At 66.0% G+C, this 17,488-nt stretch carries 12 protein-coding genes; 6 read left to right on the top strand and 6 right to left on the bottom strand.

What is annotated here, in order from left to right; all coding sequences use genetic code 11:
* Positions 1-15: 15 nt before the first annotated feature.
* Together ATE70_RS08475 and ATE70_RS08470 are read right to left on the bottom strand one after the other, a co-directional pair.
* Positions 16-1,734, bottom strand: a complete 1,719-nt coding sequence (locus ATE70_RS08475; RefSeq protein WP_197411416.1) for a gamma-glutamyltransferase family protein — start codon at positions 1,732-1,734, stop codon at positions 16-18.
* A 39-nt stretch (positions 1,735-1,773) separates the two neighbouring features.
* Positions 1,774-4,164, bottom strand: coding sequence for a glycoside hydrolase family 127 protein (locus ATE70_RS08470; protein WP_231732574.1), 2,391 nt, complete (start codon positions 4,162-4,164; stop codon positions 1,774-1,776).
* Between the two features lie 102 nt (positions 4,165-4,266).
* Here ATE70_RS08470 and ATE70_RS08465 point away from each other — a divergent pair, with 102 nt between their 5' ends.
* Complete coding sequence (locus ATE70_RS08465; protein WP_058537508.1) at positions 4,267-5,283, top strand: Ldh family oxidoreductase; 1,017 nt, start codon at positions 4,267-4,269, stop codon at positions 5,281-5,283.
* A 1-nt stretch (position 5,284) separates the two neighbouring features.
* Here ATE70_RS08465 and ATE70_RS08460 read toward each other — a convergent pair whose 3' ends face one another.
* Positions 5,285-6,487 (bottom strand): M24 family metallopeptidase, encoded by a 1,203-nt coding sequence (locus ATE70_RS08460; protein WP_058537507.1) that lies wholly within the window; start codon positions 6,485-6,487, stop codon positions 5,285-5,287.
* Position 6,488: 1 nt separating this feature from the next.
* Complete coding sequence (locus ATE70_RS08455; RefSeq protein ID WP_058537506.1) at positions 6,489-7,763, bottom strand: NAD(P)/FAD-dependent oxidoreductase; 1,275 nt, start codon at positions 7,761-7,763, stop codon at positions 6,489-6,491.
* 48 nt (positions 7,764-7,811) lie between these two features.
* On the opposite strand from ATE70_RS08455, the gene ATE70_RS08450 reads away from it, so the two are divergent.
* The 5 genes from ATE70_RS08450 to ATE70_RS08430 all read left to right on the top strand — a co-directional run bounded on the left by ATE70_RS08450 (position 7,812) and on the right by ATE70_RS08430 (position 13,901).
* The gene (locus tag ATE70_RS08450) at positions 7,812-8,726 is read left to right on the top strand and encodes a dihydrodipicolinate synthase family protein (protein WP_058537505.1); all 915 of its coding nucleotides are present in this window, start codon (positions 7,812-7,814) and stop codon (positions 8,724-8,726) included.
* Between the two features lie 17 nt (positions 8,727-8,743).
* Positions 8,744-9,742, top strand: coding sequence for a 4-hydroxyproline epimerase (locus tag ATE70_RS08445; protein ID WP_058537815.1), 999 nt, complete (start codon positions 8,744-8,746; stop codon positions 9,740-9,742).
* 7 nt (positions 9,743-9,749) lie between these two features.
* A complete protein-coding gene (locus ATE70_RS08440) occupies positions 9,750-10,397 on the top strand; it encodes a GntR family transcriptional regulator (protein ID WP_058537504.1) in 648 nt (215 codons plus the stop codon).
* 46 nt (positions 10,398-10,443) lie between these two features.
* A complete protein-coding gene (locus ATE70_RS08435) occupies positions 10,444-11,877 on the top strand; it encodes an amino acid permease (RefSeq protein WP_058537503.1) in 1,434 nt (477 codons plus the stop codon).
* A gap of 182 nt (positions 11,878-12,059) precedes the next feature.
* Positions 12,060-13,901 (top strand): gamma-glutamyltransferase family protein, encoded by a 1,842-nt coding sequence (locus ATE70_RS08430; RefSeq protein ID WP_058537502.1) that lies wholly within the window; start codon positions 12,060-12,062, stop codon positions 13,899-13,901.
* 86 nt (positions 13,902-13,987) lie between these two features.
* Here ATE70_RS08430 and ATE70_RS08425 read toward each other — a convergent pair whose 3' ends face one another.
* Positions 13,988-15,778 (bottom strand): DUF885 domain-containing protein, encoded by a 1,791-nt coding sequence (locus tag ATE70_RS08425; protein ID WP_058537501.1) that lies wholly within the window; start codon positions 15,776-15,778, stop codon positions 13,988-13,990.
* A 25-nt stretch (positions 15,779-15,803) separates the two neighbouring features.
* Positions 15,804-17,450, bottom strand: coding sequence for an amidohydrolase family protein (locus ATE70_RS08420; RefSeq protein WP_058537814.1), 1,647 nt, complete (start codon positions 17,448-17,450; stop codon positions 15,804-15,806).
* Positions 17,451-17,488 lie beyond the last annotated feature (38 nt).

Here is a 17,488-nt window from a genome sequence, read left to right as displayed (position 1 = left end):
AATTTCTCCTGTTGATCAGTAACCGGCCGCGAGGCCGGCGCGGCGAGGATCGGCGACGCCGGTCAGGCTGCCGTCGGGATTGCGCTGGATCGCCTGGATCGATCCGAAGTGCCAATTATAGGGGGCGGTCGGGCGGACATTGACGCCGTAGCGCGTCTTAAGTTCGTCGCGCACGGCCTGCGTCACGCGGCTTTCGACCACCATCGGCACGCCCGCCTGCGATCCCTGGAAACGCGGCGCGTCGACCGCCTGTTCGAGCGGCATGCCATAACCGAGCAGGTTGATCAGCGTGATCGTCACCGCGCGTGACGACAGGCCGGGCGAGCCGATCGTCATCCATGGCTTGCCGTCCTTCGCGACCATCGTCGGCGGAAAGGGCGAGATCACGCGGCGGCCGGGACCCGCGGTGTTGCCGGGGAAATTATTGCCGCTGTTCATCGCGATCCCGTCGACGACCATGCCGGTCGCGAAGGTGCTGCCGTAAACCGAGTGGGTGACCGAGGCCATATTCCCCTGCGCATCGACCGCAACGAGATGGTTGGTGTCGGTCGAATGCCGGTCGTGGGTGTCGAAGGAAGCGGCGAGTTCGAGCGCGCTTCCCGGCGTTGCCGCGGCTTGCGGCGATGTCGTGGCCGGCTTGGGCAGGCTCGCGGTCACCTGCGCCGCAAAGCGCTTCGCATTGTCTTTCGACAGCAACATCTCGGTCGGGACATCATAGCTCAGCGGATCGCGCACGAACTCATCGGTCGCGGTCTCGGCGAAGCCGAAGGCGCGGCGGATCAGTTCGAGCGCCTCGGCCGACTGCGCATAATGCGGCCGCGCTTTGAGGTCGTAATTCTCGACGACGTTGAGCACCATCGAGATCAGCGTGCCCGCGGTCGACGGCGGCGGCGCGCCGATGACCTCGTAACCATTATAGGTCGAGCGCAGCGGGGTTTCCCAGCGCGCCTTGTACCCCGCCAGTTCCTCGGCGGTCAGCCCCCCGCCCGTCGCGCGCACCGCGGCGACGAAGCGCTGCGCCCATTCGCCGGTGTAGATATATGATGGTCCTTCGGCCGAAATGCGGCGCATTGCCTGCGCCAGCCGCGGATGCTTCACGATCGTGCCGACGGGCGGGACATAGCCGTCGGGCAGATATTCCTCGCGCCCCGACGGATAGGCCGATAGCCGCGTCAGCGCGGCCTCGGCGAGTTCGCCGTAGAGGAAGGAATACATCGGGTAGCCATCGTCGGCGAGCTTGATCGCGGGGGCGAAATAATCGCCCCATTTGAGCGTGCCGAAGCGGTCCGCCGCCGCCTTCATCCCCGCGACCGTGCCGGGAATACCGATGCGCTTGCCCGACGTGTCGGGCAGCCGCTCGCCGCCGCCGCCGCCGCCGGTATATTGCGCCCAGCCGCCGCCGACCTGTGCGTCCTTGGTATGATCGAGCTCGGCGTCGAGATAATGATATTCGCGGGTCTTGGCGTCATAATAGAGGATCGAGACGCCGCCCGCGAGGGTCGTCATCTGCGGTTCGATCACCGCTTGCATCGGCACCGCGGTCAGCACGGCGTCGAGCGCGGTGCCGCCTTTCTTCATCACCTCGACCATCGCGTTGGTCACGGTGGGGTTCGACGAGGACGCCATCGCCGACTTGGCGTGGACCGCGGGCTTCGCGCCCTGTTCCTGCGCGAGCGTGGGCTGCGCGAATATCACAAGCCCGAGCGTGACCAGCAATCGATAGCGTCTATCCATTTTTGCGACCCCCTGTTTCATTGTCGGATTAGCCGTGCGTCAAACCGTCCCTTTGGCTGTTTCGGGGGCTGAAGCGGGCGTGAAGATGCGGACGCCGAAAACGGGGCCGCAGCGTGTGGTGTCGTTGGCGGGCTGGAAGCGGACGGTAACTTCGCCCTTGCCGCGGGTCAGGTCGGCCGGGATCGGATAATCGATCGTGAAAAATTCGCCGGGGTGCCCGCCATCCAGTGCCTGCGTCGCGATCTTCGTTCCGTCGATGAGGATGTCGAACAGCTTGTTCCGCTCTTCGCCCCAATAGGTCGCCTGCAGCACCAGCGGTCCGGGGCGCACCTTCGCTCTATATTCGAAAAAGCCGAAGGTCCGGGCATCGCGCCCGTGGCGGCCGCGATAGGTGACGGCATAGCTGTTCTTGGCGGTCAGCCCATGGTCGCGCTCGGGCTGCATCTCGCCCAAATTCATCACATCGACCGACCGGCGCGCGAGATCCTGCTGGCGCGCATGCTCGGCGGCAAAGGCGACCTGCTCGCGCGCCCAGCCGGCGTCGTCGAAGCTTTTGAAATAGACCGCGGTGCGGCGATCGCGCTGCTGGTAAAAGGGTGCGAAGCTGAGGTCGGCGGGCCGTGCGATGCCGGTCGTACGGAAACGACCTGCCGCGGCATCGACCGGCGCGAAGCCCGCGAGCAGATCGGCCGCGACGAGCGCGGGAGCGGGCCCCTCGAACGGCTGGTCGGCGGGGCCGAGGTCGGCGGCGAGTACGACGGGGCCGTGGAGCAGCGCGACGGTCGCCGGATCGTCGTTCGCGGCTTCGGTGCGCAGCCGCATCGGCAGCGTCAGCGCGATCCGGTCGCCCTTCGCCCAGCGGCGGCGGATCACCGCATAATCGCCAGAGGTTCCCGCGGGCACGGATTTGCCGTTCACCGTCAGCGCCGCGCCCTCGCACCAGCCAGGGATTCGCAGCGCGACGGCAAAATCGCGTGAGCGGCCCAGCGTCTCGAGTGTGAGATCGACCCGATCGCCGAACGGGTAGGCGGTCTCCATCCGGAAGCTCGCGCCCTGGCTTTCCCATGTCGCGGTCGAGGCGATGTAGAGGTTCACGAGCAGCGTGTCGCCGCTCTGCCACCACACCGAATCGCCATGCTTGGCGTGGCTTTCCATTCCCGACCCGACGCAGCACCAGAAATCGTCGAAGGGTTTCGAAAATTCGCGCGCCGACCCCGACATCAGCGGCACCATATAGGCGAACATGCCCGTCGCCGGGTCCTGATGCGCGAGGATATGGTTGGTGTGCGCGCGCTCATAATAATCGAACAGCCGCGCCTCGGGCCGCCAGCCATAGAGGTGGCGGGTGAGCTTGAGCATATTATAGCTGTTGCAGCTTTCGCACGTCTGCTCGGTGATATGTTTCGAGATCGTCCGCGGCGCCGGGAAATATTCGCGGTCGGCATTGCCGCCGATGACGTAGCTATAGTCGCGGATCACCGTTTCCCAGAAGAAGCGCGCCGCCGCCGCGTCGCCCGCCTTGCCGGTCAGCTCGTGCAGCCGCGCGAGGCCGATGATTTTCGGGATCTGGGTGTTGGCATGGATCCACGGCAGCGAATCCGTGCCCTCGCTGAGCGGGTCGAGTATCTTGCGGTGCCGCAGCCGCTCGGCGAGGCGCAGCCAGCGCGGGTCTTTCGTTCGCGCGTGCAGCTCGGCAAAGCTCTCGTTGATTCCGCCATGCTCGCAATCGAGTATCTGCTGGACCTGATCGTCGTTCAACGCTGCGAACACGCCATCGATATAGGTGCCGAGCCCGACCGCGACGGGTAGCGCCTTCGCATTGCCGCAAAGCTCCTGCGCGTCGAACAATCCGGCGAACAATTTGTGCCAGTTATAGAAGGGCACCCAGCAGCCGTTGAGGTCGAACCCCATCGAACGGATGTCGCCGCGTTTCAGCTCGGCGAAGATCGCCTTGCCATCCTCGACGGCATCGCCGCGCTTGCGCGTGAAACCCGCGACATAGCCGTCGCCATGCGCGGTCTGTGCCGCGGCGAGTTCATCGATGATGTACCCGGCGCGGCGCTTGCATTCTTCGTCGCCCGTCTGGGCATACATCAGCGACAAGGCGGTCAGATAATGGCCGAGGCTGTGCCCCGCAATGGTATCGCTTTCCCACCCGCCATAGACCGCACCCTTGGGTTCGAGTCCCGCGCTGGCGCGAAAATTATGCAGCAGGCGGTCGGGTTCGAGTGCGTGGAGATAGCGACGATTGCCTTCGATCGCCTCAAGCCAGGGCGATTCGAGCAGGCGGACTGCCGACAGGGGCAGCGGTTTGGCTGGCCCGAACGTCGTGGTCGAAACGGGGGCGGCGCGGGCGAAAACAGGGACAAGCGCGGCGGCTGCGGCGCCCGCGAGCAGGGTGCGGCGATCGACGTGCCATATTTGCATCATGCTCCCCTGAGACTTCGCTCGCCTTGGCAACAGCATATTATATAGTATACGAATTTAGCAAGCGGCTATAATGGCCCTTGGAACATTTGTGTGAGATGAGTGATGAGCGACGAAAAAGTCCGACTTTCGCTGGATGACGTGGCGACGCTGTCGCGCGAAATCCTGACGCACCACGGCCTCGCGCCGCAGCATGTCGAGGCGGTGACCGAAACAATCGTCGCCGGCGAACGCGACGAATGCGCGAGTCACGGGATTTATCGCCTGCTCGTTTGCGTCAACACGCTGAAAACAGGCAAAGTGATCAAGGATGCCATCCCCCTCGTGTCCGCTATCGCGCCCGCGCTGGTTCGGGTCGATGCGGGCGGCGGCTTTGCCCAGACCGCGTTCGGCGCCGGGCTGCCGACGCTCGTCGAAAAGGCACGGCGGAATGGAATTGCGGCGCTCGGGATCAACAATTGCGTGCATTTCGCGGCGCTCTGGCCCGAGGTCGAAGCGGTTGCCGCCGCGGGCCTCGTCGCCTTCGCCTGCACCCCCAGCCACGCGTGGGTCGCCCCGGCCGGCGGCATCAAGCCGCTGTTCGGCACCAACCCGATCGCGTTCGGCTGGCCGCGCCCTGGCGCCTATCCCTATATCTTCGATTTCGCGACGAGCGCGGTCGCGCGCGGCGAGATCGAACTGCATCGCCGTGCCGGCAAGCCGATTCCCGAAGGCTGGGGCATCGACGCCGAAGGGCGACCGACGACCGATGCCAAAGCCGCGCTCGACGGCGCGATGCTGACGTTCGGCGGGCACAAGGGGTCGGCGCTCGCGACGATGGTCGAACTGATCGCGGGGCCGCTGATCGGCGATCTCACCAGCGCCGAATCGATCGCGCTCGACGATGGCGCCGGCTCATCGCCGATCGGCGGCGAATTCATTCTCGCGATCGATCCCGCGGGCTTCCTCGGTGCCGAGGCGGCGAAGCATATCGAACGTGCCGAAGCGGTATTCGACGCGATCACCGGGCAGGGCGCGCGCCTGCCGTCGCAGCGCCGCTTCGAGGCGCGCGCGCGCAGCCTCGCGAATGGCGTGCAGGTGCCGCGTCCGCTCTACGACGACGTGCGCGCGCTGCTGGGCTAGCTCAGCCGAACGGCCGGTCGATCGCGGGCGAGGGTTCGGTGAACCATTTGGCGCCGCTTTCGGTCATGTAGAAATGATCCTCGAGCCTGATGCCAAAGCGGTCGGGGATAACGATCATCGGCTCGTTCGAAAAACACATGCCGGGTGCGAGCGGGGTCGTGTCGCCGCGCACCAGATAGGCGGGCTCGTGGATCGACAGCCCGATGCCGTGGCCGGTGCGATGCGGCAGCCCGGGCAAGCGATAGTCGGGGCCGAGCCCCGCCTTCTCCAGCACGGCGCGTGCGGCGGCATCGACCGCCTCGCACGGCGCGCCGGGCCGCGCGGCGTCGAAGGCCGCGGCCTGCGCTTCCTTTTCGAGCTCCCAGATGTGCCGCTGCTCCGCATCGGCGTCGCCGAAGACATAGGTGCGGGTGATATCCGAATGATAGCCTTCGACGACGCAGCCGACGTCGATCAGCACGACGTCGCCTTCGTGCAATTGCGCGTCGCCGGGAAGCCCGTGCGGAAAGGCGGTCGAGCGGCCGAACTGGACGATGCAGAAATCATTGCCGCCCGGCGCGCCGATCGCGCGGTGCGCCTCCTCCAGAAAGCGTGTGACCTCGCTCGCGCGGATGCCGGGAGCGAGGATGCGCGCGGCGCGGCGATGCACTTCGAGCGTCATCGACTTCGCCTGCTGGAGCAGCGCGAGTTCGGTGGCGGATTTAACCATCCGGCAGCCGTCGACAATCGGCCCGCCGTCGACGATGTCGAGCGCCGGACCGGCGCGGCGGATGCGATCGACGAACAGGAACGCCATGCCCGGATCGATCGCGAGCCTGGTCGCGTCAATCTCGCGCAAGGCACCGACCACCAGTTCGGACGGACTCTCATCCTCCTCCCACAATCGCAACTCGACCTCGATCTTGAGGTCGGCCTCGAGCGTGCCGAGCTCGAACGCGGGCGCGATGACGATGGGTTTTCCCGTGCGCGGCAGCAGCATCGCGACCAGCCGCTCGCTCGCGCCCCACGGGATGCCTGCAAAATAGCGCAGGCTCGCGCCCGCCCCGACCAGCAGCGCGTCGGCGCCGTTCGCGTGCATCAGCCGCCGCGCCTTTTCGATTCGTTGCTCGCGCTCCGCCGCGGCGATCGGCGCGGCGCGATCGGCCCAGGGGGCAATGGCGGCGAGTTCCTGTGCGGCGGTCGATCCGCCGATTCCGTTGGTCATGTCAGGCTCCAAAACGCTTGATGTCGAAGGGGGCGAGGTCGAAGGGCGGCGCGTCGCCAGCGACGAGCGCGGCGATGGCATCGCCCGTCGTCGCGGCGAGGGTCAGGCCCAGATGCTGGTGGCCGAACGCATAGAAGAGGTTCGCCGCGCGGCCGCTCCGCCCGATCGCGGGCAGATAGTCGGGCAGCGTCGGCCGCGCGCCCATCCATTCGGCGCCGGGCAGCCCAAAGGACAGGCCGAGCGCCGCGACATGTTTTCGCAGCCGCGCCCATTTGCGCGGATCGGCTGGGCTGGCGCCGCGGCCGAATTCGACGAAGCTCGCGGCGCGCAGCCCCGAGCGGAAGCGGGTGACGATCATCGACCGGTCCTCGAACACCACCGGCGGCATATCATGCGGCCAGCCGGTGTCGGCCGACTGGATATGATAGCCGCGCTCGGCGATGATCGGCACGCGCTGGCCGATCGACGCCATCAGCGCGCCCGACGCGGCGCCGCCCGCGATCACCATCGCATCCGCGGTGTGGCATGTACCGTCCGCGGCGATGGCGACGGCGCGGCCGTCCTCGATCACCAGCCGGTCGATCCTCGTTTCGATTCGCGAACCGCCGGCCGCATCGAAGCCCGCGCGCAGCGCCGCGCCCAGCGCATCGAGGTCGGTGATCTGGCCCGATCCCGCAATATGGACGGCTCCCGCGACCGACGCCGATGTGAGCGCGGCCAACCGCGTCATCTCGGCGGACGTTGCATCACGCATCCTCGCTTGGCCGATATCGGTTGCCGCCCAGTGCGCGCGGCCAGCGTCGGCGCTCGCGGCGCTTTCCCACAGGATATAATGGCCATCCTCGACGAGGAGGTCGCCCGCCCCGATTCGGCCCAGCAACCGGCGCCACGAACCCATCGCATCGCCGAGCGCCTGACCGAGCGCCGCGCGGCCGGCCGCGAAGCGCACGGGACTCGTCGCGGCGACGAGCCGCAGCGAGAAGGGCAGCCACGCGCCGATATCGCGCAGCGGCAACGACAGCGCGCCGCCCCGCCAGAACAGGCGGCGCGGCATCGAGCGGATCGTCGCGCGCGACGCGAGCGGTTCGACCTGTTCGATGGCGATATGGCCCGCATTGCCCCATGATGCGGCAGGGGATGCCGGGGGCGAATCGATCAATGTGACTGAAATATCGCGTTTTTGTAGCGCGAGAGCGGTGGCGAGTCCGACGACGCCACCGCCAATTACGACGGCATTCTGCGGATCGGACGAGCGAGATGGAAAATCATTTGGCATCTTGTATCATATACCGTATACGATCTGAAGCTTCAACGGAGGTAATGAATGAGCGTGATAAGGACACTGTGGGAGGGCGTATATCCCGCAGCTACCACTCAATTCGCCGAAGATCTGTCGGTCGATTTCGATGCAACCCAGCGTGTGCAGAGCGCGCTTGTCGATGACGGGGTGACCGGGCTCATCATTCTCGGCACGTGCGGCGAGAATAATTCGCTCGAGCCCGACGAAAAGCGGAATATCCTGAAAGGCGCGGTCGAGGCGGTTGCCGGGCGCGTGCCCGTCGTCGCGGGCGTGTCCGAACTCACCACCGCGCGCGCGATCCAATATGCGAAGGATGCCGAAAAGCTCGGCGCCGATGCGATCATGCTCTTGCCCGCGATGGTCTATGTGCCGACCCCCGAAGAGCTGCAGGCGCATTTCCGTGCCGTTGCCGAGGCGACCTCGCTGCCGGTCATGCTCTATAACAATCCGCCCGCGTACCGCGTCGACGTCGATTTCGCGACGCTCGAGGCGCTGCGCGACGTGTCCAACATCGTCGCGATCAAGGAAAGCGCGCCCGATCCGCGCCGCTTCACCGATGTCTTCAACCGTTTCGGCGATCGCTATACGGTGATGGCGGGGCTCGACGACGTCGCGCTCGAGGGCCTGTTCCTCGGCGCCAGTGGCTGGGTCTCGGGGCTGACGAGCGCCTTCCCGACCGAATCGGTTCGCCTTGTCGCGGCCTTCAACGAGGGCAGACATGACGAGGCGCTGGCGATCTATCGCTGGTTCATGCCGCTTCTCCATCTCGACGCCGACCGCGATCTGGTCCAGTCGATCAAGCTCGCCGAAGAGATCATGGGGCGCGGTTCTGAACGCGTCCGCATGCCGCGCCTGCCGCTCGCTGGCCAGCGCCGCAAGGATGTGATCGCGATGGTCGAAAAATGCGCGGCGACGCAGCCGAGCAAGATCGCAGCCTGACGGGCCAGGGAGAGTCCATGCGCCACACCTTCTTCTGCATCGACGGCCACACTGCCGGAAATCCGGTCCGGCTGGTCGCCGGTGGTGCGCCGCTCGTCCGCGGAGGGTCGATGGGCGAGCGGCGCCAGGATTTCCTCGACCGGTTCGACTGGATCCGGACGAGCCTTTGTTTCGAACCGCGCGGGCACGACATGATGTCGGGCGGATTTCTTTATCCGCCCACTCAGCCGGACAGCGACATCGGCATCCTGTTCATCGAAACGAGCGGCTGCCTTCCGATGTGCGGCCACGGGACGATCGGGCTCATCACCTTCGGGCTCGAGAATGGGCTGATTACCCCGCGGGTGCCCGGCAAGCTGCGCGTCGAGGTTCCCGCGGGAACGATCGACATCGAATATGGCACCGAGGGTGACCGGGTTTCGTGGGTGCGGATCCGCAACGTGCCCTCCTATCTCGCAGCCGAGGGGATCGAAATCGACGTCCCCGGCTTCGGCCGGCTCAAGGTCGATGTTGCCTATGGCGGCAATTATTATGCGATCATCGAGCCGCAGGGCCCCTATATCGGTCTCGATGCGCTCGGCGCGGCGCGGATCGTCGATCTGAGCCGCGCCATTCGCTCGCTGATGCAGGCGGCGTACGAGCCGGTGCATCCCGTTGACGACCGCATTCGGGGCGTCAGCCATGTCATGTGGACCGACCGCCCCAAAGGTGAAGGCGCCGACGGCCGCAACGCGGTCTTTTATGGCGAGCGCGCGATCGACCGCAGCCCGTGCGGCACCGGCACGTCGGCGCGGATGGCGCATCTCGTCGCCAAGGGACGGCTGCAGGTTGGCGACCGTTTCGTCCACGAAAGCTATATCTGCAGCCGCTTCATCGGACGGGTCGAGGACAATGCGATGCTCGGCGATACGCCCGGCATTATTCCCTCGATCGAGGGATCGGCGATCGCGACCGGATTCAACACGATCTGGGTCGATCAAGCAGACAGCTTCTGGAATGGATTTTCGGTGCTATGAGGTCTGTATGAGCCTCATCATCCGAAACCTGTCCGACCAGCTGGTGGACCTCGTCCGCGACCGCATCCTTTCGGGCGGCGTTTCCAGCGAACATGCAATCCGCCAGGACGCGCTGGCCGCCGAACTCGGCGTCAGCAAGATTCCGCTGCGCGAAGCGCTCGCCCGCCTCGAAGAGGAAGGGCTGGTCCGATCACAGGCGAACCGCGGCTTCTTTGTGCGGTCGCTCAGCGCTTCGGAGGCGCAGGAAGTCTATGAGCTGCGTATCAAGCTGGAACCCGACGCCACCGCGCGCGCCGCGCTGCTCGCGACCGAGGCCGATCATTCCCATGCGATCGAAACGCTCGATACGCTCGACCATGTCACCGATGAGCATGGCGACGGGGTCGGCGCCTTCAACCGCGCTTTCCACCGCGCGCTGTTCCGCCCGTGCGGCCAGCCGGTCACGATCACCATTCTCGAGCGTCTGCAGGTGCTCTCCGAACGCTATGTGCGCGTCCACCTCGAACCGCTGGGGCGCGACGAGCGCGCGAACGAGGAACATCACCAGCTGCTCGAGGCGTGGCTTGCGCGCGATGCGGACAAGATTGCGGTGCTGGTCGATGCGCATATCCGCAAGACGCTGGACGATCTGCGACAGCAGCTCGTCGACGATTAACAGGGGGGCCGGCTGCCGTCGGCTCCAGATAAGGGAGGAGCAATAGGTGGCAGCAGGTTTTTTCGGGCCGATAAAGCCCATCGCGGTTGCGCGGCAGGAGGCGGGGCATAGCCTGCGCGCCACGCTCAGCTGGCCGCATCTTGTGGCGCTGGGGGTCGGCGCGATCGTCGGAACGGGTATCTACACGCTGACCGGAGTCGGCGCCGAGCGCGCGGGCCCCGCGGTGATCCTCGCCTTTGCCATTGCCGGTGCGGTCTGCGCCTGCGCCGCGCTCGCCTATGCCGAACTTGCGACGATGATCCCCACGTCGGGCAGCGCCTATACCTATACCTATTCGGTGCTCGGCGAGACGCTCGCGTGGATCGTCGGGTGGAGCCTGATCCTCGAATATTCGCTTGCCTGTTCGACCGTCGCGGTCGGCTGGTCGGGTTATCTGGTCGGCTGGATCCAGTCGGCGGGCATCCATCTGCCCCCCGCCCTGCTATCCGGCCCGCACGCCGGCGGCATCGTCAACCTGCCTGCCGTCCTCGTCGCGCTTGGTGTCGCCGGCATGCTGATGGCCGGGACGCGCGAAAGCGCGACGCTCAACATCATCCTCGTGATCATCAAGCTCGTCGCGCTGTCGATCTTCGTCGCCTTTGCGGCGCCCGCGTTCGACGCGAACAATCTCCAACCCTTCATGCCCTATGGCTTTGCCAGCCATGTCGATGCGAGCGGCGCGACCAAGGGGGTGATGGCGGCTGCCGCGATCGTCTTCTTCGCCTTCTATGGCTTCGACGCGGTCGCGACCTCGGCCGAAGAGACCAAGAATCCCAAGCGCGACCTGACGATCGGCATCATCGGGTCGATGGCGATCTGCACGCTCATCTACATGCTCGTCGCGGTCAGCGCGGTCGGCGCGATGCATTATACGACGCTCGGCAATTCGCCCGAGCCGCTCGCGCTCGTGCTCCGCACGCTCGGCCACCCGGTCGCCTCGCACCTCGTCGCGCTCGCGGCGCTCATCGCCTTGCCGTCGGTCATCCTCGTGATGATGTACGGCCAGAGCCGCGTCTTCTTTGTGATGAGCCGCGACGGCCTGCTGCCGCGCTCGCTGAGCCGCGTGTCCGAACGCACGGGGACGCCGGTGTTCGTCACCGGCGTGACGGGTGTTTTCGTCGCCGGCGTCGCGGGCTTCTTCCGCCTCGACGAAATCGCCGAGCTGGCCAATGCGGGCACGCTGATCGCCTTCATCGCGGTCGGCGTCTGCCTGATGGTGCTGCGCAAAAAGGCGCCCGACCTGCCGCGCGTGTTCCGCTGCCCGGCGCCCTATCTGGTCGGCACGCTCGCGGTGCTCGGCTGCCTCTATCTGCTGTTCAGCCTGCCCAGCATGACGCTGGTCCGCTTCCTCGGATGGAACATCCTCGGCGTCCTCGTCTACTTCGCTTATGGCCGCGCGCGTAGTCTCGCACGGCGCGATCAGGCGGTCGTCGGAATCTGACAGGGCCCGGCGCGGCGATCGCCGGCCGGTCGGTCTATCGAAGGGCTATGGGGCAGCAATGTCCCATAGCCCTTTCGATTTTCGCTTTCCGCGCCGCACCTTTGCGCGATCGTAAATCAAATCCGGTCTTGCTATCGCGCCCGCATCTCGCAGAATGATTTTTTTCACAAGGATTTGAACCCATGCATCGTCGCACACTCCTTGCCGCCGTTCCGGCCGCCGCATTGCTGCCGACCGCCGGCTTTGCGCAGGGCGGCCAGCCCAAGGCGGCGCCCAAGGCGAGCGGGTCGGCGCCGCCGGTCTGGGAGGCGGGCGCGGACCGGTTCATCCGGCCCGACGTTCAGGGCGGCGACCGGCCGGTCGGTGCAAGCTTCGCCTCGCGCACCGCGGCTTATGGCCTGCACGGCGCGGCGGGCACCGCGCATCCGCTCGCGACGCAGGCGGGGATCGACATATTGAAGCGCGGCGGGTCGGCGGTCGATGCGGCGATCGCGATCAACGCGTGCCTCGGCCTCCTCGAACCGACCGCGAACGGCATCGGCGGCGACGTCTATGCGATGATCTGGGACCCCAAGACAAAGAAGCTCGCGGGGCTTGCCGGGTCGGGGAAGAGCCCGCGCGGACTCGACCTCGCGACGGTGCGCAGCCGCGCGAAGGGTGGCACGCTGCCCGCCTATGGCGCGATCAGCGTGTCGGTGCCGGGCGCGGTCGACGGCTGGTGGACGATGCACCAGCGTTACGGAAAATTGCCGTGGAAGGAGCTGTTCGAACCCGTCATCGCGCATGCCGAGGCGGGCGCGCCGGTGCCCGACATGATCGCTTATTATATCCGCCGCGCGCTCGCCAATTTCCGCCAGCCCGGCCGCGGGATCGAGGAAATCGACAATGCGATGAGGACCTATGGCGTCAATGACGGCAAGGGGCCGAATGCAGGGCAGATATTCCGCAACCCCGACCTCGCGCGCACCTTCCGCCTGATCGCCGAAGGGGGCCGCGACGCCTTTTACACCGGAGAGATCGCGCGCACGATCGACAGCTATTTCAAGCGGATCGGCGGCTGGCTGCGTTACGAGGATCTCGCCGCGCACAAGTCCGAATGGATCGAACCGCACAAGACCGGATATCGCGGCACCGACGTCTATGCGCTCGGCGCGAACACGCAGGGCATCGCGACGTTGCAGATGCTCAACATCCTCGAGAATTTCGACCTGAAGGGCGCGGGCTTCCAGTCGGCGCTGTCGATCCATCTGCAGGCCGAGGCCAAGCGCCTCGCCTATGAGGACCGCGCGCGTTATTATGCCGATCCGCATTTCGCCAAGGTGCCGGTCGAATGGCTGGTGTCGAAGGACTATGCCGCCGAGCGTGCCAAGCTGATCCGCCCCGACCGGCTGCTGTCGCCGGTCTATCCGGGGAAGGCGCCGAGCCGCGGCGATACCACCTATTTCAGCTGCGCCGACAAGGACGGCATGATGGTGTCGATGATCCAGTCGAACTTCCGCGGCATGGGGTCGGGGCTGGTCGCCGACGGGCTGGGCTTCATGTTTCAGGATCGCGGGCAGTTGTTCAGCCTTCAGGACGGCCATCCGAACATCTATGCGCCGGGCAAGCGGCCGTTCCAGACGATCATCCCGGGTTTCGCGGCGCGCGGCGACGTGCCGTGGATGAGTTTCGGCGTAATGGGCGGCGACATGCAGCCGCAGGGGCAGGCGCAGATCATCATCAACCGTGTCGATTACGGGCTGGAGATCCAGGCGGCAGGCGACTCGCCGCGCTGGCACCATGAGGGATCGTCCGAGACGATGGGCGAGGATTCGCCCGATGACGGCGTCAATGGCGTGCTGCGGCTCGAAAGCGGCGTCCCCGCGGCGACGCAGCGGCAGCTGGCCGACATCGGCTGGACGCTGGGTGAATCCGATGGCGGTTTCGGGCGCTATCAGTGCGTCGAGCATCGCATGGACGGCAAAACGCGCGTCTATGCGGCGGCGAGCGAGATGCGCGCCGATGGGTGTGCCCTGGCTTATTAACGGCAAGGGCGGCCGGCCGGGTCATCGCATACAAAGAGGGCGACCGCATCGCTGCGGCCGCCCCAGTGTCAGGATCACTGAAATTCCTACGGCGCGCTGACGACCTCGGGCAGCGCGGGGTTGAAGCCCGGCGGATTGACCCCGCCGTCGGCGATGAACTGGTCGAGCCGCGCTTCGAGCACCGGCAGCGGCACCGAACCCAGCGCGAGGATCGCGTCGTGGAAGTTGCGCTGGTCGAACTTGTCGCCGAGCGCGGCTTCGGCTTCGGCGCGCTTGCGGCGGATCAGCATCTCGCCGAGCTTGTACGCCAGCGCCTGTCCCGGCCATGCGATATAGCGATCGATCTCGGTCGTGATCTCATGCTCGGACAGCGCGGTGTTGCCGCGCAGATAGTCCTGCGCCTGCTGCCGGCTCCAGCCATAATGGTGGAGGCCGGTGTCGATGACGAGCCGCGACGCGCGCCACATTTCATAGGAGAGGCGACCGAAATCCTCGTACGGCGTCTCGTACATGCCGAGCTTGCTGCCCATCCATTCCCAATAGAGCGCCCAGCCCTCGCCATAGCCCGAAAAGCCGGTGGCGCGCCGGAATGCAGGGCGGCGCGTCGCTTCCTGCGCGACCGCCGACTGGAAGCTGTGCCCCGGATTGCATTCGTGGATGGTGAGCGCGGTCAGCGTGTAGAGCGGCCGCGATGGCAGATCATAGGTGTTCATCAGGCAGCTTTCGAGCCCGCCGCGCCCGCCGGTATAGATCGGCGCCAGCGCGGGCGGCACCGGCAGGATCGCAAAGCGCCGCCGCGGCAGGAAGCCGATCGTCTCGGGCAGCTTCGCATCCATCCGCTTCGCCACATAGGAGGATTTGGCGAGCAGCTCGTAAGGCGTCTTGGGATAGAATTGCGGATCGGTACGCAGGAACTTCAGGAACGCCGGCATGTCGCCCTTGAACCCGGTGCTCGCCTTCACCTGCTCCATCTCGGCCTTGATCCGCGCGACCTCCTTGAGCCCCATCTGGTGGATCTGCTCGGGCGTCAGGTCGAGAGTCGTGAAACCCTTGATCTGCGCCTGATAGAAGGCCGGGCCATCGGGTTGCTTCTCCCCCGCCAGCGTGGTGCGCGCCTTCTTCATATAGTCGTCGCGGATGAATGCGTAGAGCTTGGCATAGGCGGGCGCGACGGTCTCGCGGATCACCTTCTCGCCCTCGGCGCGCAGCGCGGCCTGTTCGGCTGCGGGGATCGTCGAGGGCATTTCCTTGAACGCGTCGTAGAATGAGTTGGTCTGATCGGCGGGCAGGTACGGTTTGATCGTGACGTCGCGGCCCTGCACCGCGATCTGCGGCACGCTGAAACCGCGCGCGAGCCCGGCGCGCATATTCGCGGTCTGCTCGTCGAAGAAGCGCGGGATGTCGCGCATCCGCGCGATATAGTTGCGATACGCCTGCGCGGTTGCAAAGCCGCCGCTGCGCGGATTGAGCCCCGACCAGAAGAAGGTGTCGGCGTTGAACGGCGCCTCATAGGTCTTGTATTTGATGTCGTTCGCCATCGTTTCGATCGACTGGCGGAACACCGCGGCGTTGATCTTCTCTTCGGGCGAAAGCTGATCGGCGGGGATCGCATCGAGTTCGGCGAGCGCCTTGGTCCAGTAATCGAGCCGCGCCTTTTGCGTCGCAGCGTCGACCCTGGGCAGATGCGTCGGGCCGTCGCCTTCGCCGCCGCGGCCGCTGCGCAGCCCCTGTTGCTGACGCCAGTCCCATTCGCGCTCGTACAGCGCCTTCAATCGCGCATCCGCGCTGCCCGACGTGGGCGCCTGTGCGATCGCCGCCTGCGCGGCAAAGGCCGCCAGCGCCAGCGCGACCGTCCGCGCCACCGAAACTCCGTTCATTGTCTTCTCCCTTTGTCCGTTCGGATCAGTTCGCGGTCCCTGCATTTTCGATCACCATCGGGCCGGGCGGCAAACCGCGCTCGGCCTTCGATTTCGCCACCATGTCGCGAATTTCGGCGCGCAGCTTCGCCGCGTCATAGATGATGCCGTCCTTGATCGTGTAGGCGATGCCGCCGACGCGTTCGACCTTGCCCGTCGCATCGTTCAGCCGCACCGATCCGGTGCCGAACAGCAGCTTGAGGTTGGCGAGCGGATTCCCCTTCACGACGACGAGGTCGGCCTTGCGCCCGACGCGGATCGTGCCGACCTGATCGTCATGGCCGAGCAGCCGGGCGCCTTCCTGCGTCGCGGCGTGGATCACCTCGAGCGAGCTGAAGCCCGCCTCGCGCATCAGCTCCATCTCCTGGATGTAGCCGAAGCCGTAGAGGTTATAGATATAGCCGGCGTCGCTGCCGATCGTCACCCGGCCGCCGCGATTCTTGTAATCGTTCACGAAGCGCATCCAGCGCCGGTAATTGTCCTTCCACGCCATCTCATGCTCGGTGGTCCAGTCGAACCAGTAAGCGCCGTGGTTGACGCGGCTGGGGCGGTAATAGTCCCACAGCGCGGGCATCGTATATTCGTCGTGCCAGCTCGCGCGGCTCATGCGCATGAAGTCGCGGCTGGTCAGGTACGCGGTGAAGGTCGGGTCGAGCACGAACTTGCGCTCGAGCAACGTATCCATCACCTTGTTCCACGCGTCGGACCCGGGCTCGGCGGTTTGCGCCCACAGCTTCCCGGCTTCGCCGAAGCGCATCTGCTCGTCGTTGTTGATGAAGTCGGTCGGGAAGGACTGGACGCGCTTGTCGGTGAACATCGCCTCGGGCAGCCCGTACCAATGCTCCATGCTTTCAAGACCGGCGCCCGACGTGTCCACCACATCGGCATAGGCGACCAGCTGCTGCGCATGGTGCATCGTGCTGTGCAGCCCCTGCTTCTTCGTCTCGTCGATCGCGGCGTAAAGCACATCTTCGGGCGCGCCGCCGATGAACTTGATGCCGTCGGCGCCGCGCTTCTTCGCCTCCTGGATAACTGCGCGCGCTGTCGCCGCGTCGTTCACCGGCCCGCGTATCTGGTGGAACATCGGATAGATGTCGATCCGCGGGGCGACGATCTCGTTGCGCTCGCTGCGCTTCTTGATGTCCACCAGCCATTCGATCGGGTGACCGCTGCCAAGGTCGCGGACCGAGGTGATGCCGTGGGCCATCCACAGCTTGAGGATGTAGTCCGACGGCACCTTCTGCGAATCGCTGAGCGAATGAAGGTGGACGTGCGCGTCGACGAACCCCGGCATCACATAATAGCCGGTAAGGTCCATCTCCTGATCGCCGGGTGCGGCGCGCTCGGCGGGATCGATCGCTCCGGGGGAACCGATCGACTTGATCTGCGCGATGCGGTCGTTCTCGATCACGATATCGAACGGACCCTGCGCGGGCGCGCCCGTGCCGTCGATCATGGTGACGTTGCGCAGCACGACGCGCTTGAACGGACCGATTCCTTCGGTGCGTGCGGGGATGACGTCGGCCGCCGTCTGTCCGGCCGGCGCGGGCGCCGCTGCGGTGGTGACGGGGAGGACGGCGAATAAAGAGGCGGCCGCCATCAGGGCGGCGATACGACGCGGTTTGAAGGTCATGAAATAGCGCCTTCCATAGCGGAAAAAGAAAGGCCGGC

This window comes from Sphingopyxis sp. H053, assembly GCF_001468225.1.
Lineage (GTDB): Bacteria > Pseudomonadota > Alphaproteobacteria > Sphingomonadales > Sphingomonadaceae > Sphingopyxis.
Note: the sequence above shows the minus strand (reverse complement) of the source record. Positions and strands in the feature narration are given on the sequence as shown.